26 protein-coding genes are annotated in these 26,502 nt (G+C 64.6%); 17 read left to right on the forward strand and 9 right to left on the reverse strand.

From position 1 onward, the window contains the following. Positions 1-40 precede the first annotated feature (40 nt). The 16 genes from JAB8_RS10655 to JAB8_RS10730 all read left to right on the forward strand — a co-directional run bounded on the left by JAB8_RS10655 (position 41) and on the right by JAB8_RS10730 (position 17,207). Entirely contained in the window at positions 41-1,504 is a 1,464-nt protein-coding gene (locus tag JAB8_RS10655) for a peptidoglycan DD-metalloendopeptidase family protein (protein ID WP_070289476.1), read from the forward strand. Between the two features lie 47 nt (positions 1,505-1,551). Next, positions 1,552-3,045 carry a S41 family peptidase gene (locus JAB8_RS10660; protein ID WP_070220891.1) on the forward strand — a complete coding sequence of 498 codons (1,494 nt, stop codon included), beginning with the start codon at positions 1,552-1,554 and terminating at the stop codon, positions 3,043-3,045. Positions 3,046-3,053: 8 nt separating this feature from the next. Continuing rightward, the gene (moeB, locus tag JAB8_RS10665; protein ID WP_070289477.1) at positions 3,054-3,815 is read left to right on the forward strand and encodes a molybdopterin-synthase adenylyltransferase MoeB; all 762 of its coding nucleotides are present in this window, start codon (positions 3,054-3,056) and stop codon (positions 3,813-3,815) included. Positions 3,816-3,908: 93 nt separating this feature from the next. Then, the gene (gene gspG, locus JAB8_RS10670; RefSeq protein WP_070220887.1) at positions 3,909-4,361 is read left to right on the forward strand and encodes a type II secretion system major pseudopilin GspG; all 453 of its coding nucleotides are present in this window, start codon (positions 3,909-3,911) and stop codon (positions 4,359-4,361) included. Between the two features lie 12 nt (positions 4,362-4,373). Next, positions 4,374-4,868: a GspH/FimT family pseudopilin gene (locus JAB8_RS10675; protein ID WP_046681998.1), complete on the forward strand. Its 495-nt coding sequence runs from the start codon at positions 4,374-4,376 to the stop codon at positions 4,866-4,868. After that, entirely contained in the window at positions 4,868-5,245 is a 378-nt protein-coding gene (gene gspI, locus JAB8_RS10680; RefSeq protein ID WP_070289523.1) for a type II secretion system minor pseudopilin GspI, read from the forward strand. Before JAB8_RS10675 ends, gspI begins: the two co-directional genes overlap by 1 nt. After that, positions 5,245-5,868: a prepilin-type N-terminal cleavage/methylation domain-containing protein gene (locus tag JAB8_RS10685; RefSeq protein WP_070289478.1), complete on the forward strand. Its 624-nt coding sequence runs from the start codon at positions 5,245-5,247 to the stop codon at positions 5,866-5,868. The genes gspI and JAB8_RS10685 overlap by 1 nt, the downstream gene beginning before the upstream one ends. Next, positions 5,865-6,839, forward strand: a complete 975-nt coding sequence (gene gspK / locus JAB8_RS10690) for a type II secretion system minor pseudopilin GspK (protein WP_070289479.1) — start codon at positions 5,865-5,867, stop codon at positions 6,837-6,839. The genes JAB8_RS10685 and gspK overlap by 4 nt, the downstream gene beginning before the upstream one ends. A 19-nt stretch (positions 6,840-6,858) precedes the next feature. Beyond that, positions 6,859-8,088, forward strand: coding sequence for a type II secretion system protein GspL (gspL, locus tag JAB8_RS10695; RefSeq protein WP_070289480.1), 1,230 nt, complete (start codon positions 6,859-6,861; stop codon positions 8,086-8,088). Next, a complete protein-coding gene (gene gspM / locus JAB8_RS10700) occupies positions 8,085-8,633 on the forward strand; it encodes a type II secretion system protein GspM (protein ID WP_070289481.1) in 549 nt (182 codons plus the stop codon). Before gspL ends, gspM begins: the two co-directional genes overlap by 4 nt. Further along, on the forward strand, positions 8,630-9,406 hold the full coding sequence (locus JAB8_RS10705) for a type II secretion system protein N (RefSeq protein ID WP_070289482.1): 777 nt from the start codon (positions 8,630-8,632) through the stop codon (positions 9,404-9,406). Before gspM ends, JAB8_RS10705 begins: the two co-directional genes overlap by 4 nt. Continuing rightward, positions 9,403-11,634, forward strand: coding sequence for a type II secretion system secretin GspD (gspD, locus tag JAB8_RS10710; RefSeq protein WP_070289483.1), 2,232 nt, complete (start codon positions 9,403-9,405; stop codon positions 11,632-11,634). Before JAB8_RS10705 ends, gspD begins: the two co-directional genes overlap by 4 nt. A gap of 10 nt (positions 11,635-11,644) precedes the next feature. Beyond that, positions 11,645-13,066 (forward strand): type II secretion system ATPase GspE, encoded by a 1,422-nt coding sequence (gene gspE, locus JAB8_RS10715; protein ID WP_070289484.1) that lies wholly within the window; start codon positions 11,645-11,647, stop codon positions 13,064-13,066. 10 nt (positions 13,067-13,076) lie between these two features. Continuing rightward, entirely contained in the window at positions 13,077-14,297 is a 1,221-nt protein-coding gene (gene gspF / locus JAB8_RS10720) for a type II secretion system inner membrane protein GspF (protein ID WP_070289485.1), read from the forward strand. Between the two features lie 16 nt (positions 14,298-14,313). Further along, positions 14,314-14,880, forward strand: coding sequence for a type II secretion system protein N (locus tag JAB8_RS10725; protein WP_083287655.1), 567 nt, complete (start codon positions 14,314-14,316; stop codon positions 14,878-14,880). Positions 14,881-14,948: 68 nt separating this feature from the next. Continuing rightward, positions 14,949-17,207, forward strand: coding sequence for a patatin-like phospholipase family protein (locus JAB8_RS10730; protein ID WP_070289487.1), 2,259 nt, complete (start codon positions 14,949-14,951; stop codon positions 17,205-17,207). Here JAB8_RS10730 and JAB8_RS10735 read toward each other — a convergent pair. Beyond that, the gene (locus JAB8_RS10735; RefSeq protein ID WP_070220862.1) at positions 17,180-17,965 is read right to left on the reverse strand and encodes a helix-turn-helix transcriptional regulator; all 786 of its coding nucleotides are present in this window, start codon (positions 17,963-17,965) and stop codon (positions 17,180-17,182) included. The genes JAB8_RS10730 and JAB8_RS10735 overlap by 28 nt on opposite strands. A 168-nt stretch (positions 17,966-18,133) precedes the next feature. Between JAB8_RS10735 and JAB8_RS10740 the strand changes: the two genes are divergently transcribed. Beyond that, the gene (locus JAB8_RS10740) at positions 18,134-18,748 is read left to right on the forward strand and encodes an outer membrane beta-barrel protein (protein WP_070220860.1); all 615 of its coding nucleotides are present in this window, start codon (positions 18,134-18,136) and stop codon (positions 18,746-18,748) included. Positions 18,749-18,814: 66 nt separating this feature from the next. Here the strand turns inward: JAB8_RS10740 and JAB8_RS10745 are convergent, their stop codons facing one another. The 8 genes from JAB8_RS10745 to JAB8_RS10780 all read right to left on the reverse strand — a co-directional run bounded on the left by JAB8_RS10745 (position 18,815) and on the right by JAB8_RS10780 (position 26,233). Further along, positions 18,815-19,009, reverse strand: coding sequence for a hypothetical protein (locus tag JAB8_RS10745; protein ID WP_070220858.1), 195 nt, complete (start codon positions 19,007-19,009; stop codon positions 18,815-18,817). Between the two features lie 14 nt (positions 19,010-19,023). Next, positions 19,024-20,376, reverse strand: coding sequence for an ATP-dependent protease ATPase subunit HslU (gene hslU / locus JAB8_RS10750; protein WP_070220905.1), 1,353 nt, complete (start codon positions 20,374-20,376; stop codon positions 19,024-19,026). A gap of 37 nt (positions 20,377-20,413) precedes the next feature. Then, positions 20,414-20,950: an ATP-dependent protease subunit HslV gene (hslV, locus tag JAB8_RS10755; protein WP_034753065.1), complete on the reverse strand. Its 537-nt coding sequence runs from the start codon at positions 20,948-20,950 to the stop codon at positions 20,414-20,416. A gap of 221 nt (positions 20,951-21,171) precedes the next feature. Further along, positions 21,172-21,624 carry an RNA polymerase-binding protein DksA gene (dksA, locus tag JAB8_RS10760; protein ID WP_034753066.1) on the reverse strand — a complete coding sequence of 151 codons (453 nt, stop codon included), beginning with the start codon at positions 21,622-21,624 and terminating at the stop codon, positions 21,172-21,174. A gap of 481 nt (positions 21,625-22,105) precedes the next feature. After that, positions 22,106-23,212: a GTP-binding protein gene (locus tag JAB8_RS10765; RefSeq protein WP_070289488.1), complete on the reverse strand. Its 1,107-nt coding sequence runs from the start codon at positions 23,210-23,212 to the stop codon at positions 22,106-22,108. A 136-nt stretch (positions 23,213-23,348) separates the two neighbouring features. Further along, positions 23,349-24,296, reverse strand: a complete 948-nt coding sequence (locus JAB8_RS10770; RefSeq protein WP_070289489.1) for a tyrosine recombinase XerC — start codon at positions 24,294-24,296, stop codon at positions 23,349-23,351. Between the two features lie 7 nt (positions 24,297-24,303). Beyond that, the gene (locus tag JAB8_RS10775) at positions 24,304-24,981 is read right to left on the reverse strand and encodes a DUF484 family protein (RefSeq protein ID WP_070289490.1); all 678 of its coding nucleotides are present in this window, start codon (positions 24,979-24,981) and stop codon (positions 24,304-24,306) included. Positions 24,982-25,144: 163 nt separating this feature from the next. Then, a complete protein-coding gene (locus JAB8_RS10780; RefSeq protein WP_070289491.1) occupies positions 25,145-26,233 on the reverse strand; it encodes a porin in 1,089 nt (362 codons plus the stop codon). Positions 26,234-26,502 lie beyond the last annotated feature (269 nt).

Genomic DNA, 26,502 nt, shown 5'->3' on the forward strand with positions numbered 1-26,502 from the left:
CTCTGCTGAACGACCCCTGCCGGCGTGGCGCGCCGGCGCCATGCTGTGCGCAGCGCTGCTCTTCTCGAGCGGTGCCGCACAGGGTGCCAAGCCCACCGAACGCAGCAAGCAGAAAGCGGCCGCGGAAGCACAACGTGCTGGATTGCAACAAAAGCTGACGGCGCTCAAGCGCGACATCAGCCGCACGGAAAGCGCCAAGGATGACGCGGCCGATACCCTGGCCGAGTCGGAAGAGGCCATTTCCAACGCCAACCGCGCCTTGCGCGACCTGGCGCAGGAACAAAGCGAGACGGGCGTGAAGCTGACGGCGCTGGGGCAGGAGCACCAGCAGCTGACGGCCACCGTCGAGAAACAAAAGACGCAGCTGTCAAAGTTGCTGCGTGAACAATATGTCGCCGGCAACGAAGACCGCATCAAGCTGCTCTTGTCGGGCGATAACCCGAACCGCATCAACCGCGACTTGCAACTGATGGCGTATGTGTCGCAGGCGCAGGCGCGTCTGCTCGATGCCTTGCGTGCCAACTTGCTGGCCGTGGAGAAAAACCAGGCGGACGTGCAAAACGCCAAGGATGAGCTGGAAGAAATCGCGCAGGAAGAGCGCGACCAGAAGGCCTTGCTGGTGCAGGAGAAGGCGCGCCGTGCCGCCTTGCTGACGAGCTTGTCGCAGCGCCTGGTGGCGCAGCGCAAGGAAGTGGGCAATGTCGAGCGCGACGAACAGCGCATGGGCAACCTGGTCGACAAGCTGGCGAAACTGATCGAAGAGCAGGCCGCCGCCGCCGCGGCCGAAAAGAAACGCCAGCAATTGCTGGCCGAGCAGCGCGCCGCCGCCAAGGCCGCCGCTGATGCCAGGATCGCGGCGGAAAAGCGCGAACGCCTGCTGGCCGCGCGCGCCAAGGCCGCCCAGGCGCAGGCCGAGCGCGAACGCCTTGCGAAAGAGCAACAAAACAAATCGGGCAAGATCAAGCCGCAGACGCCGCCACCGCCGCCCGTGAAGCTGGAACCGATCGACGACGACGAGCCGCCGCAAGTGGCCAAGGTGGCACCCAAGCCCGAACCGAAGCCGGAACCGGAGCCGGAACGCCCAAGCCTGGGCCCGGCCGCGCCGGCCGGCGCGTTTGCCAGCATGAAAGGGCAGCTGCGCGCGCCCGTGGCGGGCAAGATCGCCGCCCGCTTCGGCAGCAAGCGCGGTGACGGCCCCAGCTGGAAGGGCGTGTTCATCCGCACGGGCGAAGGCAGCGAAATCCACGCCATCGCCGGCGGCCGCGTCGTGTTTTCCGACTGGCTGCGCGGTTTCGGCAATTTGATCATCGTCGACCATGGCGGCCAGTACATGAGTATTTATGGCAATAACCAATCCTTGCTGAAACGCGTGGGCGATGCCGTCAAGGGCGGCGACGCCATTGCCAGCGCGGGCAACAGCGGCGGCAACGAGGAATCAGGGCTATACTTTGAATTGCGTCATCAGGGCCGCGCCTTCGACCCCGCCACCTGGGTGAAGTTTTAAGTTCCCACCATTGCTGCGGCAGCAAAATTGTAGATTGCGAAGAATACATGGGTATCAAAGTCAAAAGTATCGGCCTGATCGGTCTGGGCGTACTGGCCGGCATCGGCATGTCGCTGCAGTTCCCGGCCGTGGCGCAGAAAATCACGAATGCCCCGCTGCCGCTCGACGAGCTGCGCCAGCTGTCCGACGTTTTCGGCCTGATCAAGACCGATTACGTCGAGAAGGTGGAAGACAAGAAACTCTTGACGGAAGCCATTTCCGGCATGGTGTCCTCGCTGGACCCGCATTCCGTCTATCTCGATAAGAATGCCTTCAAGGAAATGCGCGAAAGCGTGCAGGGCAAGTTTGTCGGCATCGGCATCGAAGTGAGCATGGAAGACGGCTACGTGAAAGTCGTCTCGCCCATCGAAGACAGCCCCGCCGCCAAGGCCGGCATCCAGGCGGGCGATTTCATCACCCGCCTCGACAATCTGCCGCTGAAGGGCATGCAGCTGGAAGAAGTCATCAAGAAGATGCGCGGCCAGCCGGGCAGCAAGCTGGTGCTGACCATGTCGCGCAAGGGTGAAAGCAAGCCGCTGGTCTTCCCCATCGTGCGCGAGGAAATCCGTGTGCAGAGCGTGAAGGCCAAGATGGTCGCGCCCGGCTATGCCTGGCTGCGCATCGCCCAGTTCCAGGAACCGACCGTCGATGACATGGTCAAAAAGATCAACGCGCTGTATGCGCAAGACCCCAAGCTCAAGGGCCTGGTGCTGGACTTGCGCAACGATCCCGGCGGCGTCGTGCCGGGTGCGATCGGCGTGGCGACGGCATTTCTTCCGGGGAATTCCGTGATCGTCTCGACCAAGGGCCAGTTGCCCGAGTCGAAACAGGTGTTTTATGGCCGCCGCGAATTCTATGCGCCGCCGGGCGCCAAGGCCGACCCGCTGGCCAAGCTGCCGGCCGCGCTGAAAACCGTGCCGCTGGTGGTGCTGGTCAATGCCGGTTCCGCGTCCGCCTCGGAAATCGTCGCCGGCGCCTTGCAGGATTACCAGCGCGCCACCGTCATCGGCACGCAGACGTTCGGCAAGGGTTCCGTGCAAACCTTGCGCCAGATCACGGCCGACACGGCCGTCAAGCTGACGACGGCCCGCTACTACACGCCGAAAGGCCGCGCCATCCAGGCGCGCGGCATCGTGCCCGACCTGCTGGTCGATGAAACGGCCGAAGGCGACGGCTGGAACAGCCTGCGCGTGCGCGAAGCGGATCTGGAAAAACACTTGAGCAGCGACGATGGCAAGCCGGAAGCGGCCAAGCCGACCATGGAAGGCATGCAGGATCAATTGGAAGAAGAGCAGCGCCTGATCGCCACGGCGAAAAAGCGCAAGCCGCTCGAATACGGCGCCAAGGATGATTTCCAGCTGCAACAAGCCCTGAACCACTTCCAGGGCTTGCCGGTGCAGCTGGCCAAGGTGGACCCGAAGGTGGAGAAGATCGGCGCCAAGCCGGAAATCGCTTCCGACATCAAGGCGGACGACAAGAAGATTCCCGTGCGCAAACCGTAGTCGCCGCCATGAACGACGCCCAACTGCTGCGCTATTCGCGCCACATCCTGTTAGACGAGATCGGCATCGAAGGCCAGCAAGCCTTGCTCGACGCGCATGTGCTGGTGATCGGCGCGGGCGGGCTCGGCTCGCCGGCGGCCATGTACCTGGCCGCCAGCGGCGTCGGCAAGTTGACCCTGGTCGATGACGATACGGTCGACCTGACCAATCTGCAGCGCCAGATCGCCCACACGACGGCCCGCGTGGGCCAGCCGAAAGTGCTGTCGGCGCGCGAAACCTTGACCGGCATCAATCCCGAGATAGCCATCATCGCCTTGCAGGAGCGTCTGGACGGCGCGCGCCTGGCCGAACTGGTCTGCTCCAGCACGGTGGTGCTCGACTGTACCGACAACTTCGCCACGCGCCACGCCGTCAACCGCGCCTGCGTGGCGCACAAGGTGCCGCTGGTGTCGGGCGCCGTGATCCGTTTCGACGGGCAAGTGAGCGTGTTCGACCCGCGCACGGGCACGCAACCCTGTTATTCCTGCCTGTTTCCGCAGGAGCAGCAGTTCACGGACGAGGCGTGCTCGACCATGGGCGTGTTCGCGCCGCTGGTGGGCGTGGTGGGCGCCATGCAGGCGGCCGAGGCCTTGAAACTGATCATGGGCGTGGGCGAATCGCTGGCCGGACGCCTGCTGCTGCTCGACGGCTTGCACATGGAATGGAGCAGCATGCGCGTCGCGCGCGACCCCGGCTGCGCCGTTTGCGGCGAAGTGGTCTTGCCCGCCTGACGGCCGCCGCACAAATTTTTCCCCATATGACAGGCTTTGTCATATTTCCGCTTTATACTCTGCTCTCATTACTCACCTTCTTCTCTCTTTCATATGCAAAACGCAGCAAACCATCCGATACGCCAGCGCCGCGCGCGCGGCTTCACTTTGATCGAAATCATGGTCGTGGTGGTGATCATGGGCATTCTCGCCTCGCTGGTGGTGCCCAAGCTGATCGCCCGCACGGGCGAGTCGAAAGTGGCGGCGGCGAAAGTCGACATCGCCACCGTGATGCAAGCCCTGAAACTGTACCGTCTGGATAACCAGCGCTACCCGACCACCGAGCAGGGCTTGCAGGCGCTGATCGAAAAACCGACCACGGGACCGGCCGCGAATGGCTGGAAAGCGGGCGGCTATCTGGAAAAGATGCCGAAAGATCCATGGGGCAATCCATACCAGTACCTGTCGCCGGGCGTGAAGGGCGAAGTTGACCTGATCTCGCTGGGCGCCGACGGCCAGCCTGGCGGTAGCGGGGACGATGCCGATATCGGTTCCTGGGAACTGTAAGTTTTCCATTGCATGCCTGCCATGACCACCGGTCGCGCACTGCCCCGGCCACGCGCCAGCGGCTTCACGCTGATCGAGTTGCTGGTGGTGATGGTCATCATCGGCGTCACCCTGGGCCTGGTGTCGCTGAACGCGATGCCGAATGGCCAGCAGGCGCTGCAAAAGGAAGCCGAGCGCATCGCCCTGCTGCTGCAGCTGGCGCGCGATGAAGCCATCGTGCGCAGCCGGCAGGTGGCGTTCGAGGCGGACGAAAATCAATACCGTTTCCTGGTCCTCAATGAAAAGCTGTGGCAACCCGTGACGCAGGACGATTTGCTGCGCGAGCGCGCGTTTGCGAATACCCCCATGCTGCTCAGCGTGCAGCCATCGAATAGCGTGGCCCAGCCGCTGCGCATCATCTTCGGCCGCGAACCGGTCGACAAGCCTTTCGTGCTGACCCTGGCCAGCGGCGAGCGCAGCGTGGCCATCCGCGCCGACGGCATCGGCCACTTCACGGTCGAGCAATGATGCGGCGCTCGTTTCGCCGCCAGCGCGGCTTCACCTTGCTGGAAGTACTGGTCGCCCTCGTCATCGTCGGCACGGCCCTGGGTGCCTCGCTGCGCGCCGTCGGCAGCCTGACGCAGAACAGCGACGGCTTGCGCAGCGCCATGATGGCCACCTGGTCGGCGGAAAACCACCTGGTGCGCTTGCGCCTGGCGAAGACGTTCCCGCAGACGGGCAAGCGCACGGTCGACTGCCCGCAGGGCGACTTAAAACTCATCTGCGAGGAAGAAGTGGTGGCCACGCCGAATCCCCGCATCCGCCAGGTGCGCGTCAACGTATATGACGTGCAATACCCGGCCCGGCGCATCGTGCGCCTGGTCTTGCTTTCCTTTAACGACTGATGGCGCGCCGCCCTGTTCCTGCTGACGGTTTCACGCTGATCGAGCTGCTCGTGGCGATCGGCATCCTGGCCATGGTCGCCGTGCTGGGCTGGCGCGGCCTGGACAGCATCATGCGCTCGCGCGAAGTGCTGACCAGCCAGCTTGAGCAGGCGCGCGGCATGCAGCTGGCGTTTGCCCAGATGCAAAGCGATTGCGACCACCTGGCCGGCGCCGGCCAGAACAACAATCTGCTGAATGGCCGCACCAACCTGACGGCCGAGACCGACCGCCTGACCTTGGTGCGCCTGGCCGCGTCGGAACAGGAGCCGCAGCAGTTGCAAGTGGTCACTTACCGCCTGCGCGGCGGCGTGCTGACGCGGCGCGAGTCGAACGGCACGCGCGACCTGGCCGTGCTCGACACCCTGTGGCAGGCGGCGCGCGACGATACCGATACCTCCAGCGCCGACGTGACCCTGATGCGCGGCGTCGACAGCATGGTCATGCGCGGCTGGAACAATGGCGCCTGGAACGTGCTGACGGCGGGCGCCACCATTTCCACGCAAGTGCCGGGTCTGGAAGTGACCTTGCAGATGCCGGGCCAGGATGCGGGCCTGTCCAAAGTCTTTTTATTGGGACCGGGATGAAGCCGTTTATTCGCCCCGCGCGCCAGCGTGGCGTGGCCGTCATCACGGCCTTGCTGCTGACGGCGCTGGCCATCACCGTCGTCGCCAGCCTGTTCTGGCAGCAACAGGTGCAGGTGCGCTCGATGGAAAACCAGCGCCTGCGCCTGCAGACGCAGTGGGCCATGCGCGGCATGGTCGACTTCGCCCGCTTCTGGCTGCGCCAGGACAATCCCATGCTGACGGCGCTCGATGGCGTCTGGGCCACACCCATCGAGGAAGCGCGGCTCGACGATTACGTGGACCGCGAAAAGGTCGACACGGAGAAATTCGACGCCACCGTCTCGGGCCGCGCGCTCGATGCGCAGGCGCGTTTCAATATCACCAACCTGGCCACCGCGACGGGCATCGTCAGCCAGCCCAACGTGCAGGCGTACCAGCGCTTGCTGGCTAACTTGCAGCTCGATAGTTCCCTGGCGCAGGCGACGGCAGATGCCGTGCTGCGCGCGCGGCCGAAACCACGCACCGCCGACAGCGGCGCCGACGGCAAGACGCCCGCCGCCAAGCCCGCCACGGGCGGCGGCAGCGAACCGGTGGCGTTCACGCAGGTCGAGGATTTGCTGGCCGTGCCCGGCTATACGCCGCAGGCCATCGAGAAGCTGCGCGACTTCGTCATCGTCCTGCCGGAGCTCACGCCCGTGAACGTGAATACGGCGCCGGCCGAGGTGCTGGCGGCCGTGACGATGATGTCCTTGTCCGAGGCCAGTGCCCTGACCTTGAGCAATCCGCGTAAAAAGTTTGTCGATAAGTTAAATTTCCAGAATAATATTAATGCTGCACTGATTGAGGGTGTCGAGCTTGACGTGAAGAGCCGCTACTTCCTTACCGTCATCCGCGTGCGGCTGGACCGTGCCGCCCTCGATGCCGTGGCGCTCGTCAATCGAAAAACGGATCCGCAACGCACCACCAGCCTGGTCTGGCTGCGGGAAAATTAACAGCTGAAAGCGAGTCACTTTGACAATACTGTATATCCGTCACCCGGCCAAGGCGTCCACCGACAGCGCGCCCGCCTGCTCCTTCGTGCTGGCCGGCGACGGCGGCGCCTTGCTGCAGCAGGGCAGCGCGCCGCTGGGCAGCCTGGGCCAGCTGATCGCCGGCGCGAAGCAGGTGGTGCTGCTGCTGGCGGCGGCCGACGTGACCCTGCTGCGCCTGAAAACCCCGCCGCTGGCCGGCGCCCGTCTGCGCGCGGCCTTGCCGGGACTGGTGGAAGAACACATCCTCGGCGACGCCCAGGATTGCCTGCTGGCCGCCGGCGCGCCCGACGCGTCCGGCATGCGCACGGTGGCCGTGGCGCAGCGCGCCTGGGCCGAGGTACTCGTGAAAGCCTTGCTGGCGCAGGGCGCGCGCAAGGTGGCGCTGCTGCCTTCGCAGCTGTGCCTGCCCTTGCAGCCGGGCAGCGTGACGGCATCCTTGCACGCGGCCGGCGACAGCCTGGAACTGGCCTTGCGCCAGGCGCCGCAAGAGGGCCTGGGCCTGGTCTTGCCGGCCCAGCCGCAGCAGGCGCTGCTGACGACGCGCGCGTTTGCCGGCGACGTGCCCCTGACGGTCTATGTGGCGCAGGCCGAGCTGGCGCAGTATCAACAGCTGGCCGCCGGCATGGATGGCGTGACGGTGGAATCCGACCACTGGGCGCACTGGATCGCCGGCGCCAGGGGCGCGGGACTGGACCTGGCGCCTGCGCTGGGCACGGCGACGGGATCGGCCACCGAGTGGCGGCGCTGGCGCTGGCCCATCCGTTTGGCGCTGCTGGCCGTGGTCGTCAACCTGGCCGGCATGAATATCGAATGGATGCGTTTGAAGCGCGAGGCCGCCACCGTGCGCACCTCGATGCAGCAAACCTTCAAGGCCGCGTATCCGAATGAAGCGCCCGTGTATGGGCTGGAAGCGGAGCAGATGCGGCGCAATATCGCCGCCGCCCGCCTGCAAAGCGGGCAGGCCAGCATGGATGACTTCACCAGCATGAGCGCGGCCCTGGGCGAGGCGCTGGGCGGCTTGGCCGGACGCGGCGTGGTGGCCTCGCTGGAATACCGCGAGCGCAGCCTGATCGTCAAGCTGAAGCCGGACATGGTCGACGCCAGCGCCCAGGCGCAGGTGCGCGACGGCCTGGCCGCGCGCAAGCTGGCCTTGAATGAAACGGCGCCTGGCGTGTGGAAAATCACGCCGGTCACGGGAGCAAAAGCATGAGTGCAGCAGTGAACAAGGCGCGTGCCGCGTGGATGGGGCGGCAGCAGGCCGTGCAGGCCTTCTGGGCCGAGCGCACGCAGCAGGAGCGCAAGCTCTTGAGCATCGGCGGCGTGGTAGCGGGCCTGGCCCTCGTCTACGCCGTGTTTTTCGAGCCGGCCTGGACGGGCCGCATCGCCTTGCAAAAGAGCTTGCCCGAGCTGCGCCAGAACGCGGCCCAGCTGCAGGCGCTGGCCCGTGAAGCGGGCGAGCTGGCGCGCCAGGCGCCCGTGCAGGTGGCACCCATGAGCCGCGACAGCCTCGACGCCTCGCTCAAGGCGCGCGGCCTGGCGCCGCAATCGCTGTCGCTGACGGGAGAGTATGCGCGCGTGCAGTTGAACGGCGTGCCGTTCGCCAGCGTCATGCTGTGGCTGGACGGCTTGCGCCGCGAAGGCCGCATCGCCGTGCAGGAAGCGAAGATCACGGCGCAGACGGTGCAGGACAAGGCGGTGGCGGGCCTGGTCGACGCCAGCCTGACCCTGCACCAGAGCCCGGGCGCGGCACGATGATGCGCCTGCTTGGCTGGCTGCTGGCCATCATCGTCAGCGTCTGCGTCACCCTGCTGGTGTTTTTCCCGGCCAGCTGGGTCGCTGGCATCGTGGAGAAGCAGACGGGCGGACGTTTGACCTTGGGCGACGCGCAAGGTACCCTGTGGCGCGGCTCGGCCTTTATCGGCGGGGCGGCCAGTGCGAACGGCGCCGTGACGCCCCTGCTGCCGGGGCGTTTCAGCTGGCGCATTTCTCCCTGGGTGCTGTGGGGATCGGCGGACGTGGAACTGCAGAACCCGCAGGCGCTGTCGCAGCCGGTGAACCTGCGCGGCTCGTGGTCGCACTGGCAAGTCAGCCCGGCGGCCCTGCTGCTGCCGGCCGACGGCCTCGGCGGTCTCGGAGCACCGTTAAATACCGTGGCGCCGACGGGCAGCATGCGCCTGTCGTGGAGCACCTTGCAGCTGGCCCTTGAGCAGCGGCAGTTTTCCGCCGTCGGCCGCACCACCCTGCAGATGACGGACATGGCCTCGCGCCTGTCGTCCTTGCGTCCGCTGGGCAGCTACGAGCTCGATTTCGATTGGCAGGGGCAGCAGGCGACGTTGACCTTGCGCTCCATCAAGGGACCGCTGCTGCTTGACGGCAGCGGCAGCCTGCAACAGGGGCGCATGCAGTTTTCCGGCCAGGCCCAGGCCGCAGCAGGATATGAAGAGACCTTGGCGAGTTTGTTGAATTTGCTGGGACAGCGCCGTAGCAATAGCGAAAAAAACATCATCGCCTTAGAGTTCAGACAATGAAAAAACCATCCGTGAGCCCAATTACCTCCTCCTTCTCGCTGCGCCGCCTGTCGGCCGCCGCCTTGCTGTGCTGTTCCGTGGCCGGCATGCCGGCGCCCGTCTGGGCCGCGCCCGGCGATGAGGCGGCGCTCAATTTCGTCGGCGCCGACATCGAATCGGTGATCAAGGCGGTGGGCCATTACACCAACATCAATTTCGTCATCGACCCGCGCGTCAAGGGCACGATCACCCTGGTGTCGGAAAAATCGATCAGCAAGTCGCAGGCCTTCGGGCTGCTGGCTTCCGCGCTGCGCCTGCAGGGCTACGCGGTGGTCTCCGGCGACGGCTATGCGAAAGTGGTGCCGGAAGCGGACGCCAAGCTGCAATCGGTGCCGACCCAGGTGGGCAACGGCAGCAGCCAGGTGAAGGGCGACCAGATCGCCACCCAGGTGTTTTACCTGAACTACGAATCGTCGGCCAACCTGCTGGCCGTGCTGCGCCCCCTGATTTCGCCGAACAACACGATCAACGCCAACCCGGGCAACAACTCGCTGGTGATCACCGATTACGCCGATAACCTCAAGCGCCTGGCGAAGATCATCGCCGCGCTCGACGTGCCCGCCTCGACGGACCTGGACGTGATCCCCGTGCGCTATGCCATCGCATCCGACCTGGCCTCGATGGTGAACAAACTGATGGAAGGCGGAAATGCGGGCGCCGCCGCAGGGGCAGACGCGGGCAAGGTCTCCGTGCTGGCCGACCCGCGCACCAATTCGCTGGTGCTGCGCGCGCCGTCGGCGGCGCGCGCCAACCTGGCCAAGTCGCTGATCTCGAAGCTGGACCAGCCCACCACGCAGCTGGGCAACGTGCACGTGGTGTACCTGAAAAATGCGGACGCCACCAAGCTGGCGCAGACCCTGCGCTCGGTGGTGACGTCGGACGGCACGGCCGCCACGGCGCAGCAGGGCGTCGGCAACCAGAATACGAATAACCAGATCAGCCAGAACAACAGCGGCATGAACAGCACTGGCCTGGGCGGCAATACGCAAAGCGGCACCACGGGCGGCGCATCGCTGAGCAACGGGCCGCAGCAGCTGTCGTCGGGCGGGGCGGCCGGTTTCATCCAGGCCGATGCTTCTACCAACACCCTGATCCTGACCTGCAACGAAGCCGTCTACCGCAACCTGCGCGCCGTGATCGACCAGCTCGACGTGCGCCGCGCCCAGGTCTACATCGAGGCGCTGATCGTCGAAGTGACGTCGGCCAAGGCGTCCGAATTCGGCGTGCAGTGGCTGGGGCTTTCCGGCGACAGCACCAGCAACTACCGCGTGGGCGCGCTGCAGTCGTTCGCCAGCGGCACCACCAACAACATCGGCGCCATCGCCACGGGCGGCGGCAAGGTCTTGCCGACGGGCGGCCTGACCCTGGGCATCTTCAAGCAGATCAACGGCGCGCTGGGCCTGGGCGCCGTGGCGCATGCGCTGGAATCGGACGGCAACGCCAATATCCTGTCGACGCCGAACCTGATCACCCTGGACAACGAGCTGGCGACCATCAAGGTGGGCCAGAACGTGCCTATCCTGACGGGCCAGTACACGAGCACGGCCGGCACCAACACGAATCCGTTCCAGACCATCGACCGCAAGGAAGTGGGCCTGACCCTGAAGGTGCGTCCGCAGATTTCCGAAGGCGGCACGATCAAGCTGGGCATCTATCACGAGACGTCGAGCGTGGACAAATCCACGGCGTCGGCCGTCAGCGGCATCACCATCAACAACCGCGTGATCGAAAACAATGTGCTGGCCGACGATGGCCAGATCATCGTGCTCGGCGGCCTGATCGAGGACAGCACGGGCGACAATGCCGAGAAGGTGCGCGGCCTGGGCGACATTCCCGTGCTGGGCAACCTGTTCAAGTACCAGACGCGCGAGCGCAAGAAAACCAATCTGATGATCTTCCTGCGCCCCGTCATCGTGCGCAACAAGGAGCAGAGCGGCAGCCTGGCGGCCGACCGCTACGATTACATGCGCTCGGCCGAGACGGCCGCCGTGCCGGCCACGGGCAACCTGATGCTGAAAGACCTCGGTACGCCCGTGCTGCCGGCCCTGCAGGATGGCCAGCCCGTGGGCGGCAACATGGTGACGCGTCCCGTGCCGCCGGCACCGACGCCGCCGCCAGGCGCGCCGGCCAATGCCGCTACGCCGCCGCAGCCGCTGCTGCAGCAGTATCAGCAACAGCCGCAGAAGTGATGGGGCAGTCATGAGCAATCTGCTTCCCTACGCCTACGCGCGCGATTTCGGCCTGCTGGCCCGGCCCGGCGCCGTCGACGGCGCCCCCGTCGAGGTACTGGTGGCCGCATCGACGGCGCCGGCGGCGATTGCCGAAGTGTCGCGCCGTTTCGGCCAGATTCAATTGACGGTGCTGCCGCGCGGCGAGCTCGATGCGGCCATTGCCGGCGCCTACGCGGGCGGCGGCGGCGATGCGTCGCAGATGGCCGATGAATTCGACGCCGACCTCGATCTCACCAAGCTGCTGCAGGACGTGCCGGCCATCGAGGACTTGCTCGAATCGTCAGACGACGCGCCCGTCATCCGCATGATCAACGCGCTGCTGACGCAGGCGCTGCGCGAAGGCGCGTCCGACATCCATATCGAGCCGTTCGAGCAAACGTCCGTCGTGCGCTTCCGCATCGACGGCAGCCTGCGCGACGTGGTGCGTCCGCGCAAAGCCATCCACGGCTCGCTGATCTCGCGTATCAAGATTATGGCGCAGCTCGACATCGCGGAAAAACGCCTGCCGCAGGACGGCCGCATCACCCTGCGCGTGGGAGGCAAACCCGTCGACGTGCGCGTCTCGACCCTGCCCACCGGGCATGGCGAACGGGCCGTATTGCGCTTGCTGGACAAGGAAGCGGGCCGCCTCGACCTGCAGCACCTGGGCATGAGCGCGCCCATGCTGGCGCAGTTCGATGGCCTGATCACGCAGCCGCACGGCATCGTGCTCGTCACCGGTCCCACCGGCTCGGGCAAGACGACGACCTTGTATGCGGCGCTGTCGATGCTCAACGCCACGACGACGAATATTCTGACGGTGGAAGACCCGATCGAGTACGACCTGGCCGGCGTGGGCCAGACGCAAGTCAATCCGCGCATCGACATGACCTTTGCCAAGGCGCTGCGGGCGATTTTGCGGCAAGATCCCGATGTGATCATGATCGGCGAGATCCGCGACCTGGAAACGGCGCAGATCGCCGTGCAGGCGTCGCTGACGGGCCACCTGGTGCTGGCGACCCTGCACACGAACGACGCGTCGGCGGCCGTCACGCGCTTGCTCGACATGGGCATCGAACCGTTCCTGCTGTCGTCGTCTCTCTTGGGCGTGCTGGCGCAGCGGCTGGTGCGCAAACTGTGCGGCGCGTGCAAGACCTTCGATGGCCAGTACTGGCAGGCGGTCGGCTGCGAACATTGCGGCCAGACGGGCTACCAGGGCCGCGTGGGCGTGTATGAACTGCTGCGCACGACGGAGCAGATCCGCGCGCAGATCCACAACCGCGCGTCGGAGGCGGAAGTGCGCGCCGTCGCCCTGCAGGACGGCATGACGAGCATGCGCGAGGATGGCGAACGCTGGCTGCGCGACGGCACCACCACGCAGGCTGAATTGCTGCGCGTGACCAAAGACTAGGCCCGCCACCATGCCCGCATTCCGCTATGAAGCCGTCGACGCCCAGGGCGCCACCCGCAAGGGTGTGCTCAATGCCGACAGTCCCCGTTCCGCGCGCGCCGAGCTGCGCGTGCAAGGCCTGGTGCCGCTGGCCGTCGAACCGATCGCCGCGCAGGTCGACGCCGCCGGCGTCACCAGGCGGCGCGGCTTCGGCGAGCGCCTGTCCAGCACCGAGCTGGCCTTGTTTACGCGCCAGCTGGCCAGTTTGCTCGAAGCGGGCCTGCCGCTGGAGCAGGCCTTTTCCGCGCTGCTGGAACAGGCCGAGCGGCCGTATCTGCGCGACCTGATCGCCTCGATCCGCTCCGAAGTCATCGGCGGCGCCGCGTTTTCCGACGTGCTGGCCCGCCACCCGCGCGATTTCGCGGAAATTTACCGGGCGCTGGTGGCGTCGGGCGAGCAGATCGGCCATTTGTCGCGCGTGCTCTCGCGCCTGGCCGACTATATCGAACGGCGCAATGCGCTGGTGCAGAAGGTCAAGCTGGCGTTCACGTATCCGGCCATCGTCACGGTGGTGGCGTTTTCCATCGTCATTTTCCTGCTCACCTACGTGGTGCCGCAGATCGTTTCCGTGTTCGCCAATACCAAGCAAAAGCTGCCCATGCTGACCGTGATCATGCTGGCGCTGTCGGACTTCGTGCGCAACTACGGCATCGTCGTGGCCATTGCGCTCGCCGGCGCCTGGTTCGCCTGGCGCCGCGCGCTGCAGCAGCCGGCATTGAAACGGCGCTGGCATACCTGGCTGCTGACGGCGCCTTTGTACGGCAAGTTCGAACGCAGCCTGAATACGGCGCGCTTTGCCAGCACCCTGGCCATTACCACGGGGTCCGGCGTGCCTATCCTGCGCGCGCTCGACACCAGCCGCGATACCTTGACCAACGTGGCGATGCAGGAACTGGTGAGCGATGCCAGCGGCGCCGTGCGCGAAGGCGTGAGCCTGGCGCGCGCGCTGTCGGCGCAAAAGCATTTTCCGCCCATGCTGATCCACATGATACGCGCGGGCGAAATCACGGGCGAGCTGCCGGCCATGCTGGAACGCGCGGCCAGCGCGCAGGAGCAGGACCTGGAGCGCCGCACGCTGACCATCGCGGGCCTGCTGGAGCCGGCCCTGATCCTGGCCATGGGCGTGGTGGTGCTGCTGATCGTGCTGGCCGTGCTGATGCCGATTATCGAAATCAATCAGCTCGTCAGATAAGAAAACCAAGGAAGCCATGAAGCGTTTGCCTCAATTTACAAGTTTGCTCGCCGTCGTGGCGCTGTCCGTGTCGCTGGCCTACTGGGCCATGCAGCTGTTCAAGGCGCCGCAGCGCCCCATCAATCCACCGGCCGTACCGGTGGTGCAGGACGCCAGCGTGGAGGCGGGCGCCTCGCTGTTCGGCGGCCAGGTCAGCGTGGCCACGGCCAGCAATTATCAGCTCAAGGGCGTGGTCGCCGCCGGCAATGGCCGCGGCAGCGTGGCCATCATCTCGACCGATGGCAAGCCCTCCGTCGCCTTGCCGGAAGGCGCCGAGGTGGTGCCCGGCGTGACGGTGCTGGAAGTGCATGCGCGCCACGTGCTGCTGCGCGATGGCGGCGTAAGCAAACGCATCGACCTGGTGGCCGACGACAAGGCGCTGGCCTTGCCGGGGCCAGTGTCCGCCACCCCCGCGCCGGCACCGGCCCCCGCGCCGGCAACGAACCTGGTGCCGCCGCCGCTGCCGATGGAACAGCAGCGTCCGGCGACCGTGATGCCGGCGCCGCCGCAGGTGACGACCAATACGCCGCCGCCGTCGAATTAACGCCAATTAACGCTGTTCTTATCGTATTTTGCCGATGGCGCCATGCCGCCGTCGCGACAGGAGTCTTCATGTTCTCGATCCGTGCCGTCCTGGCGGGCTGCGTGGCGGCGCTGTGCGTCTTGCCGCAAGCCGGCGCCGCCGCCGACGTCCCCGCTGCCGCCGCTTCCTCCGCTCCCGCACTGGCCGTTTCTGCGCCGGCACCGGCGCGTCCGCGCATCGCCCTCGTGCTGTCGGGTGGCGGCGCGCGCGGTCTCGCGCATATCGGCGTATTGAAAGTGCTGCAGGAGCTGCACGTGCCGATCGACATGGTGGTGGGCACCAGCATGGGCGGCGTGGTGGGCGGCGCGTATGCGGCCGGCGCTTCCGTGGCGGACCTGGAAAAGATGGCGCGCGAGACCAACTGGGCGCGCGTGGTGGCCGACCGGCCGCCGCGCGACGAACTGGCGTTCCGCCGCCGGGAGGAAGATTTGTTGCTGCCGTCGCGCATCGAGTTCGGCACCAGCCGCAACGGCATTTCCACGCCGCCGGCGGCGGCCAGCAATGCGGCCCTGGAAATGGCCTTGAACCGGCTGCTGCCGGCCGGCATGCGCGACCGTCCCGCCAGCCAGCTGCCGCTGCCTTTCCGCTCGGTGGCGTCGGACCTGGTCAATGGCGAGCTGGTGGAGCTGGTCGATACGCCCCTGTTCCTGTCGATGCGCGCCTCGCTGGCCGTGCCGGGCGTGTTTGCTCCCGTGCGCGTGAACAACCGCCTGGTGGTCGACGGAGGCCTGGTGCGCAACCTGCCCGTCGACATGGCGCGCGCCATGGGCGCCGACATCATCATCGCCGTCAACGTGGGCACGCCGCTGGCGCCGGAAAAAGAGCTGGGCAGCGCCATCGGCGTGGCGCAGCAGATGCTGCAGATACTCACGGAGCAGAACGTGCAGCGCTCGCTCAAGGAGCTGCAGCCGCAGGACATCCTGGTGGCGCCCGACCTGACGGGCGTCAGTTTCCTCGACTTTGAAAACTATGCGCGCGCCATGCGCGCCGGCGAACAGGCGGCGCAGGCACTGGCCGCCCGCCTGGCGCCGCTGGCGCTGTCGCCGGAACAGTATGCGGCGCGCGAGCAGCTGCGCCTGGCGGCGCCGGCCCTGCTGGACGTGGCCTTGCCGCTCACGCGCCTGGCCGTGGAAAGCGAAGGCGATATCAATCCGCGCATCCTGCAGGCGCAATCGGGCCTGGTGGAAGGGCAGGCCGTCAGCCAGGAAGATGTGCTCAAGGCGGCGGCCAGGTTGTATGGCCGCGGCGACGTGGCGCGCGTGGAGACGGAAGTGGTCGACGCGGGCGAGCAGCGCGCCGTCACCATCAAGGCGGTCGAGGCGCCGTGGGCCAGCAGCCGCTTGCGCGTGGGTCTGGAAATGGCCAGCGATTTCAGGGACAGCAATACCTTTGCCCTGAAGCTGCTGCATGTGCGCTCGAACTTGAACAGTTGGGGCGGCGAATTGCGCAGCATGGTGCAGATCGGCACCGCGCGCAATTTCGGGGTGCAGTACTGGCAGCCGCTGGGCGCCGGCAACCCGTGGTATATCGCGCCATCGTTCCAGTACACCTCCCAGGCGGTCGACCTGTTCGACAAGGGACGGCGCAATGCGCGCGTCGCTTACAGCGGCCAGGGCGCCAGCCTGGTGCTGGGGCGCCAGTTCGGTTTCTGGGGCGATCTGCAGTTCGGCGTCACGCGCAGCGAAGTCAAGGCGGACGTCAGCATCCCCGCCGACCCGAGCTATCCCAAGGAGCGGGCGCTGGGCACCAACCAGTTCGTCCAGTTCCGCGTCGATACGCTCGATTCGCCCGGTTTCCCCACGCGCGGCGTGCTGTTCGACGCCACCTGGACGCGCTCCGCGACCACCGGTACGGGCGAGTCGGGCCTGGGGCGCTCCGCCATCACGGGCCTGAAGGCGTTTGGCAGCGGCAACTGGGCCGGCCATGTGTATGGCGAATGGGCGCGCGCGCAACGGGGCGAGGCGCCGCTCAGCCTGGGCGGCTTCCTGCGCCTGTCCGGCACGCAGTTCGAGTCGGTGACGGGGCGCAGCGTGGCCCTGGCGCGCTTCGTGATGGCGCGCCGCATCGGTTCCCTGCCCAGCACCCTGGGTGGCGCCGTGCGGGCCGGCTTTTCGCTGGAAATGGGCGGCGGCTTCGATCAGAGCGAGCGCTGGAAAGCCACCAAGTTCACGCAGGCCAGCAGCGCCTTCATCTCGGTCGATACGCGCTTCGGTCCCGTGTACGTGGCCTCGGGCGCATCGAAGGGCGGCGAGAGCACGCTTTATCTGTTCCTGGGACCGGTCTGGTAAGGCGCCGCCGGGGCGGCGGACGCCGAGCTGCGGCGCAGGGCCGTGAAGGCGGCAAATTCCCATGAGCGAAAGCCCAGCAGCAGGGTAAAGCCGTCGCGTTCCTGCGGCGGCAGGCGGCGGTCGTTCTGATGCAGGCGCGCCAGTTCCTCGGCCAGCTGGCGGATCTTCTGTACCAGCTCCTGTGCGCTCGACAGCGACAGGCGCGCCGGGATGCACATCAGGGTCTCGCCGGCGCCGTCAAAATGCCCGCTGAAATAATCGGCCACCACATATTCGCGGAAGTACTGTTGCACCGGGCCGTCGGCCAGCCAGTGGAAGGCGTTCGAGACGCGCAGGCTGTAGCGGTTCAGCGGCTTGAGTTCGATCAAGCCCAACCGGTCCAGTTCGGCCAGGCAGCCGATGCATTCGGCCTGCGTCAGCGCATACGTTTCCACCACCTGCTCCAGGCTCCAGTGGCCGAGGCAGCAGATCGCCACCAGCAGCAGACGCGGATGCGCCACCAGCGACTTTTCCTGCACCAGGGTGAGCGTGTCGGCATGCGGCGTGATGTCGGCCGCGCCGCGCAGCACGTCTTCCATGGCGATGCCCGATGCCTTGCAGATCAGGGCCAGGCGCGACAGCGACATGTCGTGCTGGCCAAACATGCGCTTGACGCTCGACTCGCTCATGCCGATGCGTTCGGCCAATACCTTGTACGTGATGCCGGCGGCACGCAGTTGGGTGCGCAGCACGCGCAAAACCAGTTCAGGTGAACTCACGGAATATCCTTTTTGGTAAGTTTGGTAGCGGGTGGCGGTACCGAATGTAGCCCTTAATGGAACTTTGCACAAGGTGATAGTACTTTTCGGCAAAAGCGATGACACTCCCGCTTGTGGCTCGCGCAGCGCGCTACAACCAGGCAATCCATCCACTTGTAGAGGTTATCCATGTTCCCATCTTTCCGTTTCCCCGCAGCGCTGCTGGCGCTGGCCGCCATCGCTCCCTTGCACGCCGCCGCCGCCGAACCGGCGCCGGGTCCCTTCTATGCGGGCGCCAGCTACGGCTTTCGCGCCAGCACAGGCCTCGATTGCATCGCCGGACAAAGCGATTGCGACAAAAGCAGCAAGCGCAATGGCAAGGCCTACCTGGGTTACAGTTTCGACGCGTTGCCGTTTCAGGGCGGCGTGGCCTTGCCTTCGGTTGAGCTGGTGGGGTACATGGGCGGCGAGGTCAAGTCCGGCTTCGATACGGACGCCGGCAAGCGCGCTGGCCGCGGCAAGTTCACGGGCCTCGGCATCCAGGGCGTGCTCGGCTACCAGTTCGACGCCTTTACCCTGAGCGGGCGCGCCGGCGCGGCGTACACGCAGGGCAAGGTCGATTATCTGGGCGGCGGTTCGGACAAGAAGGACAAGATCGGCCTGACTTACGGCATCGGCGCGGCGTATGCGCTGAACCAGAACTGGTCGCTGCACCTCGACTGGGACCGCGTGCCGGTCAAATACAGCAGCAAGCAAACGACCAAGGTCGACATGTTTTCGCTGGGCGCGTCCTACCGTTTCTAAGGGGATGATGCTGCGGCAGAGAGTGGCCTGATGGCGGACGCCCCAACGGGGGTGTCCGCGGGCGGCCTATTTGTCCGTCTCGACTTTCAACAGCAATTTCGCCAGCAGGCGTTTTTCCTGCTGGCGCTGGCCGGACACGGTCTTTACGTGCGCCCCGGCCGTGCGCTGCAGGGCGGCCGTGGCGACGGGGTTGCGCGGTTTTTGCGAGGGTTCGACGCGGAACTGCATTTTCTGCCGCGTCGCCAATGCCTTGTTTGCCATCGGTCCCTCCTTGATTACAGCACGTAGCGCGACAGGTCTTCGTTGACCGACAGCGCTTCCAGGCGTTCGTTGACGTAGGCCGCATCGATCACCAGCAGGTTTTCCGTGCTGCTGCTGCCTTCGCTGGCCGTAAACGACACTTCTTCCAGCAGTTTTTCCATCACCGTGTGCAGCCGGCGCGCGCCGATGTTTTCCGTGCGCTCGTTGACCGAATAGGCGATTTCCGCCAGGCGCGTGATGCCTTCCGGCGCGAATTGCAGTTTCAGGTTTTCCGTCGCCAGCAAGGCTTCGTACTGCATCGTCAGGCAGGCGTCGGTGCTCGTCAAAATGCGCTCGAAGTCCGCAATCGACAGCGATTCCAGCTCCACGCGGATGGGGAAGCGCCCCTGCAGCTCGGGAATCAGGTCCGACGGCTTCGACAAATGGAAGGCGCCCGAGGCGATGAACAGGATGTGGTCCGTGCGGATCATGCCATATTTCGTGTTGACGGTCGTGCCCTCGACCAGCGGCAGCAGGTCGCGCTGCACGCCGGCGCGCGAGACGTCGGCGCCGCCCGATTCCGAACGCGAGGCGATCTTGTCGATTTCGTCCAAAAACACGATGCCGTTCTGCTCGACGTTCTGGATGGCCTTCTGTTTCAGCTCATCTTCGTTGAGCAGCTTGGCCGCCTCTTCCTCGACCAGCAATTTGAGCGCTTCCTTGATCTTGACCTTGCGCGCCTTCTTGCGCTGCCCGCCCACACCCGAAAACATGGACTTGATCTGCTCCGTCATTTCTTCCATGCCCGGCGGCGCCATGATTTCCATCTGCGGACCCGCCTCGGCCAGCTCGATCTCGATTTCCTTGTCATCGAGCTCGCCCTGGCGCAGGCGCTTGCGGAAGGTCTGGCGCGTGCTGTCGCCGCTGCCCGTGTCCACGGCCGCTGCTGTATTCGGCGTGAAGCCGAAGTCGCGCGCCGGCGGCACGAGAATGTCGATCACGCGGTCTTCGGCCGCATCTTCGGCGCGGGCGCGCACTTTCTTCATTTCCAGCGCGCGCGTCTGCTTGATGCCGATATCGATCAGGTCGCGGATGATGGTGTCGACGTCGCGGCCCACATAACCGACTTCCGTAAATTTGGTCGCTTCGATCTTGATGAAGGGCGCTTCGGCCAGCTTGGCCAGGCGGCGCGCGATTTCCGTCTTGCCGACGCCCGTGGGGCCGATCATGAGGATATTCTTGGGCGTGATTTCATGGCGCAGAGGCTCGGCCACCTGCTGGCGGCGCCAGCGGTTGCGCAGGGCGATGGCGACGGCGCGCTTGGCCTTGGCCTGGCCCACCACGTGCTTGTCGAGTTCGGTGACGATTTCCGACGGGGTCATGTTCATGATCATAGTTGGCTTTCTATTCTTTGCTCGCGGACGCTTAGTCGAGCGTCTCGATGATGTGCGACATATTCGTATAAATGCACAGCTCGGCGGCGATGGTCAGCGATTTCTTGACCACGTCGGCCGGCGACAAATCCGTGTTTTCCTGCAGCGCCTTGGCGGCGGACTGGGCGTAGGTGCCGCCCGAGCCGATGGCGCCGATGCCGTCTTCCGGTTCCAGCACGTCGCCATTGCCCGTGATGACCAGGGTCGACTCGCTGTCGGCCACCAGCAGCATCGCTTCCAGGCGGCGCAGCACGCGGTCGGTGCGCCAGTCCTTGGCCAGTTCGACGGAGGCGCGCAGCAGATTGCCCTGGTGTTTTTCCAGCTTGCCTTCAAATCGGTCGAGCAGGGTAAAAGCGTCGGCGGTGCCGCCGGCAAAGCCGACCAGGACCTTGCCCTGATACAACTTACGCACTTTGCGGGCCGTGCCCTTCATGACGATGTTGCCGAGCGTTACCTGGCCGTCGCCACCCAGGGCGACTTGCTTGCCGCGCCGGACGCAGAGGATGGTGGTGCCGTGAAATTGTTCCATAGTGACCTCAAAAGATTCGTGCCGATGCGTGCAAGGCCATGCGATTGCGCGCCCATGGTTCAAACGTGGGGATGGAAAAGGCAATTGCAAGCGGCATGTGCCGCTGTCGTGCTTGCTTCAGTGTAGTCGGCGCGGGACGAAAAAAAAGCACGCAACCGGAGTCGTGTGCTTTTTATCGCCAGCGCGGGACCGCTTGGGCGGCCGCGCAAGGGGAGGGGTGATCAGTCGCCGTACAGCTTTTGCTTCAGTTCGCGCCGTTGCTGGGCTTCCAGCGACAGGGTGGCGGTCGGACGGGCGATCAGGCGCGGGATGCCGATAGGCTCGCCCGTTTCTTCGCACCAGCCATAGTCGCCGGCATCGATGCTGGCGATCGATTGCTGTACTTTCTTCAGCAATTTGCGTTCGCGGTCGCGCGTGCGCAGTTCCAGCGCATGCTCTTCCTCGATGGTGGCGCGGTCGGCAGGGTCCGGTACGAGCACGGTTTCACGCAAGTGTTCCGTGGTTTCGCCGGCGTTTTTCAGCAGGTCTTTCTCGAGCTGCTGCAGGCGCGCCTTGAAGAATGCCAGTTGTGCCGGATTCATGTAGTCATCTTCGCTCATGGCGCGAATTTGGTCTTCGCTGATGAGAGGGATGTCTTGGTTGGCGGCCGGGGTCGATTTATTAGTTTTGGTCATAACTTCGCTTACCTTCGATACGACAGAGTTTTCAAATTGATCAGTTGATGCGGCGATACCGAGCAACTGTACAGGTTCCGCTTGGCATTGCTGTCCCGCTGTACTGCGTGCGACCTTGGCTTGCCGGCGAAAGCCAGGACTACCGGCCGGCCATGGTGCCATGTTGATAACTTTTTACCGCTCTATGCCAATCGCGCTCTGTGCGCGACAACGGGCGTGTTGGGTGGATCGCTTGCATGCCTGGCATGCGGCCAGCGGCAGTTTGCCAGCATTTCATGACAGGCTAACGACATGGGCCGTTTTCGTCGCTGATTTTGGCACGCTTTGCCTTATATTGCCATCCCGATTTGTTGACTAGCCGATCAGGGACGGCTACTTGTTGGTTTATGCCAGCAAGATCGGTGTCGGGCAGCGGGAAAGCGTGCTTAACTTTCCCTTTTGTTTCTGCTTTGCAAAGGATACTTTGCAAAACCCGGCTAGTTTATACCAAACATTGTTCGAGTCCGCGAATAAAAATGTCTTTTGGTAGATTTTTGCCAATAAAGACCATTTTGCTGCCACGCACTTCGTGTTCGCCCCATTTGGCGCCCAGGTCGCTGCCCATCAGCTGGTGCACGCCCTGGAAGACCACCTTGCGTTCGGCGCCCTGCATCAGCAGCACGCCCTTGTAGCGCAGCATGCGCGGGCCATACACTTGCACCAGGCCGCCGAGGAACTCGTCGAGCTTGGCGCTGTCGAACGGTTGCGTGCTCTTGAAAACAAAGGCGGCGATGTCGTCGCTGTGTTGCGCATGGTGGTGGTCGGCATGACCGCAATCGGTGGCGCAGGCGTCGCTGTGCTCATGCGCGTGCTCATGGCCGTGCGCATTGCCGTGTTCATGTGCGTGCTCGTGGTCGTGCGCATGGTCGTGATCGTGCACGTGCGCCGTTTCCGTGGCGAGGAAATCCGGGTCCAGTTCCAGCTTTTCATTCAGGTTGAAACCGCGAATGTCGAGTACTTCGGCCAGCGGCGCGCGGCCGAAATCGACCCTGGCGATGGGGGCGCGGGGATTGATGCGTTTCAAACGGCGCGTCAGGGCGGCCACGTCGTCTTCACTGACGAGGTCGGTTTTCGACAGCAGCAGCTTGTCGGCAAAGCCCACTTGCCGCTGAGCTTCCTCGTATTCATCGAGTTGCTTCATCGCATGACGCGCATCGACCACCGTGATGATGGCGTCGAGCATGTAGTGGCTGCCCACTTCTTCGTCGACAAAGAAGGTCTGCGCCACGGGGCCGGGATTGGCCAGGCCCGTCGTTTCGATGACGACGCGGTCGAACGCCAGCAGGCCGGCGTCGCGCTTGCGCGCCAGTTCCGTCAAGCCCACGATCAGGTCGCCGCGCACGGTGCAGCAGATGCAGCCGTTGTTCATCTCGATGATGTGTTCGTTGCTATCCTGCACCAGGATGTCATTGTCGATGTTTTCCTGGCCAAACTCGTTTTCGATCACGGCGATGCGCATGCCATGGTCTTCCTGCAGTATGCGGTTGAGCAAGGTGGTTTTGCCTGCGCCCAGGAAGCCGGTGAGGATGGTGGTTGGAATCAGTGCCATGAAGGATGCCTATGCTGTAATCGGTGGTGCCGCCGCGCAAGCGGAAGAATGCGGACGATTATGCCGGAATTTTGCAAAAGCTTGCAAATGCGCGCCGATCCGCTTGATATGGATCAGGCTGGCCAACGAGCGCGGCCTACTTGACCTTGGCGCGCGGGTGCGCCTGGTCGTATACGTGCGCCAGGTGCTGGAAATCGAGGGCCGTGTAGACCTGGGTCGAGGTGATGCTGGAATGGCCCAGCATTTCCTGCACGGCGCGCAAGTCGCCCGACGATTGCAGCACATGCGAAGCGAACGAGTGGCGCAGCACATGCGGGTGCACATTCGCGGGAATGTCGGTCGCCAGCGCGTGCGCCTTCAGGCGCAGCTGCAGCACACGCGGCGAGATGCGCGTGCCGCGCGTGCTTAAAAACAAGGCAGCGCTGCCATCGGCCGCTGGCGGGCGCACGGCCAGCCAGGCCGTCAGGGCCACGAGGGCCGCCTTGCCGACGGGCACCTTGCGCATCTTGTTGCCCTTGCCTGTGACGATGACTTCGAAGCTGGCCATGTCGAGCCAGCCCAGCGAAGACTCCCGGCCGTTCTCGGCCTTGCAGTAATGGGTGTCCAGGCTGGTCAGTTCGGACACGCGCAAGCCGCTTGAATACAGCAGCTCGAACATGGCGCGGTTGCACAGTTGCTCCGGCTCGGCAGCGCCTTGCTGGTGTTGCGCGGGCGCCACGAGGCGCACGGCGTCGTCCACCGACAGGGCTTTGGGCAAGGTTTTGGCCCGCTTGGGCGCGCGGATGCCGTCGACGGGATTGGCGTCGAGCGCCGTTTCACCGCTGAGCCAGTTGTAAAAGCCGCGCCACGACGACAGCTTGCGGGCGATCGAGCGCGGGTCCAGGCCGCCGGCATGCAGCTTGGCCGTGTAGCGGCGCACTTCGTTGTGCGCCAGCGCCGTCCACGGCGTATTGCCGCTCAGTTCCAGCAGGGCGCGCAAGTCGCGCCCGTAAGCGTCCAGCGTATGCGGCGACAGCTTGCGCTGCGTGGCCAGCTGCGCCAGGTAGGCGTCGAGCCACTCGGCCTTGCCGCGCGCCGCATGCATGGCTGACTCAGGCAGGCGAGCCGGCGCGCAGCGCGGCCAGGGCGGCGCTGGCCGTGGCGCCGATGTGCACGAGGAAGTCCGTGCCCATGCTGGAGGTAAAGCGTTCGCTGTCTGGCGAGCCCAGCACCAGCAAACCGAAGGTGCCCGTGGTGTTCGGGGCGCGCAGGGCGATCATGACGGTCGATTCGATCTTGTCCGCCTGCAGCCAGTGCACGGCTTCGAAATCGCGGTTGCTGCCGCAGTACGGCGTTTGCAGGCTGTTGGCGAACATGCGCACGTCGGCCGTCACATCTTCCGTGAACCAGCCGTCGGCGTGTTCCGGCAGCACTTGCCACAGGCGCAGGCTGACGTAGGGCACGTCGAAATTGCTTTGCAAGGCATCGACCAGCACGCGCGGCATGTCCGCATCGTTGCGCACTTGCAGCATGGCCTGGTTCCAGCCGTGGAACTTGCTGGCGATATCGCCATTTTCCTCGGCCAGGCGGCTCAGCTTGGACATGCGCAGTTCGAGCGCCTTGTACTTGTCGCGCATCACTTCCATCTGCCGCTCCTGCAGCGAGATGGTGCGTCCCGTCAGCGGGCTGCTCAGCTTGACCTCGCCGAGCAGCGCGGTATGCTCTTCGAAGAACGTCGGATGCTCGCTCAGGTACTGGGCGACGGTGCTGGAATCGAGTGTGGCGGTCATTGATAGTGTCAGAAGAGAGAAGGATGAACACTTGATTCTAACCGAGAGTGCGCCGCAATATGGAGCAAAAGCGCGCGCCCATGAAAAAAGCGGCATGGTTGCCCATGCCGCCTTGCTCCGTCTGGCGAGTCACGTCACCCGTCGCGGGAGACGCGCGATGCCATTAGAAGTTGTGATGTACGCCGATGCCGACGTAGTTGACGCTTTTCGCAACGTTGTAGTTGATACTGTCAGCAACAGCGGCTTTTTTGTTCGAGATATCTGCATAGACGTAGGTGCGCTTCGACAGATTGTAGTCATAGCCCAGCGATGCTTGCTTGGTTTTGACGACGCCATCGGGCGTTTTCTGGCCATAGCCGGCGCGGATCTTGCCTGGGCCTACGTCGTAGTTGGCGCCCAGTACCCACGATTTGGTGCCGGTATTGATGATTTTGAAGTCATCATCTTTCTGGTGCTGGATCGACAGCATGACTTTCAGCTCAGGAATAGGATTGACCGAGGCGGCAACCGACCACAGCTTGGCTTGCAAGCCATTGCGCTCGTAGGCAGCCATGGCAGCAAATCCAGTCGAGGTGTACGTTGCGGAGATCGAGTACGGGGTCGACGTCGGCGCCACGTTGGCTGCCACGGCACGGTTGCCCGAAGCAAATGTTACCGAGTTGCCCGGCGCGCGCGCTGGCACTGCGCTGTTGTTATTAGCTTCCTTGGCAGCAACGGTGGCGTTGAGCTGGAAGCCATTGAACACTGGCGTGTTGTAGAACACGGCGTTCGAGAAGCGGTTACGCGAGTTGCCTGGTGCGCTCAGCGGATCGCTGGTGTAGCCGGCGACGGTCAGGTCGGTCTGAAAACCGGCTGGCGTAGGCATGCCCGACCATGGTTCGAACGAGGTGCTCACTTCCTGGTATGCGGTCAGGCCACGGCCCAGGCGTACGGTACCGAAGTCGCCTTGCAGGCCGACGCGGCTTTGACCCTGGAAGAGTGGACGCGAGTTGTTGCCCGACGTGTTTTCAATGGTGCCCGTGTCGGACTCATAGCGAATTTCCAGTTGGAAAATAGCTTTCAAGCCATTGCCCAGATCTTCCGTACCCTTGAAGCCCAGTTTGTTGTTGTCGCGCTTCGTGACAGCGGTGGTCGAACCAGTCGCTTTGCCCAGGCCTGCATCGATCGTGCCGTAGATTTGGACGGACGACTGCGCTTGTGCGGTTGCGGCAAAGGCGCCGAAGAGTGCGAGGGCAACGAGTGATTTTTTCATGTCTTCTTCCCTATTTAAAAGTGAGTTCCGTCCGAGATCCGAGCAGATTGAAATGCGCTGACTGTCGCGTTTCGATGAATGAACCTTAATTCGTCGGCGTGCAAGACGCGCGGGATTGGTCAAATATGCGTGAAAAGATTGGTGAAAAGCGGCATAACTGCATGCCCCTGTTGTATTTTTGTAACGCGCGATTTCTGCCCGTCCTGCGCCGATGGGCAAGGTTCTCCCATCGCCACCGTAGCGGCGCCTTGCAATCTTGACATGTCCAG

It is taken from the genome of Janthinobacterium sp. HH106 (genome assembly GCF_001758725.1).
Lineage (GTDB): Bacteria > Pseudomonadota > Gammaproteobacteria > Burkholderiales > Burkholderiaceae_D > Janthinobacterium.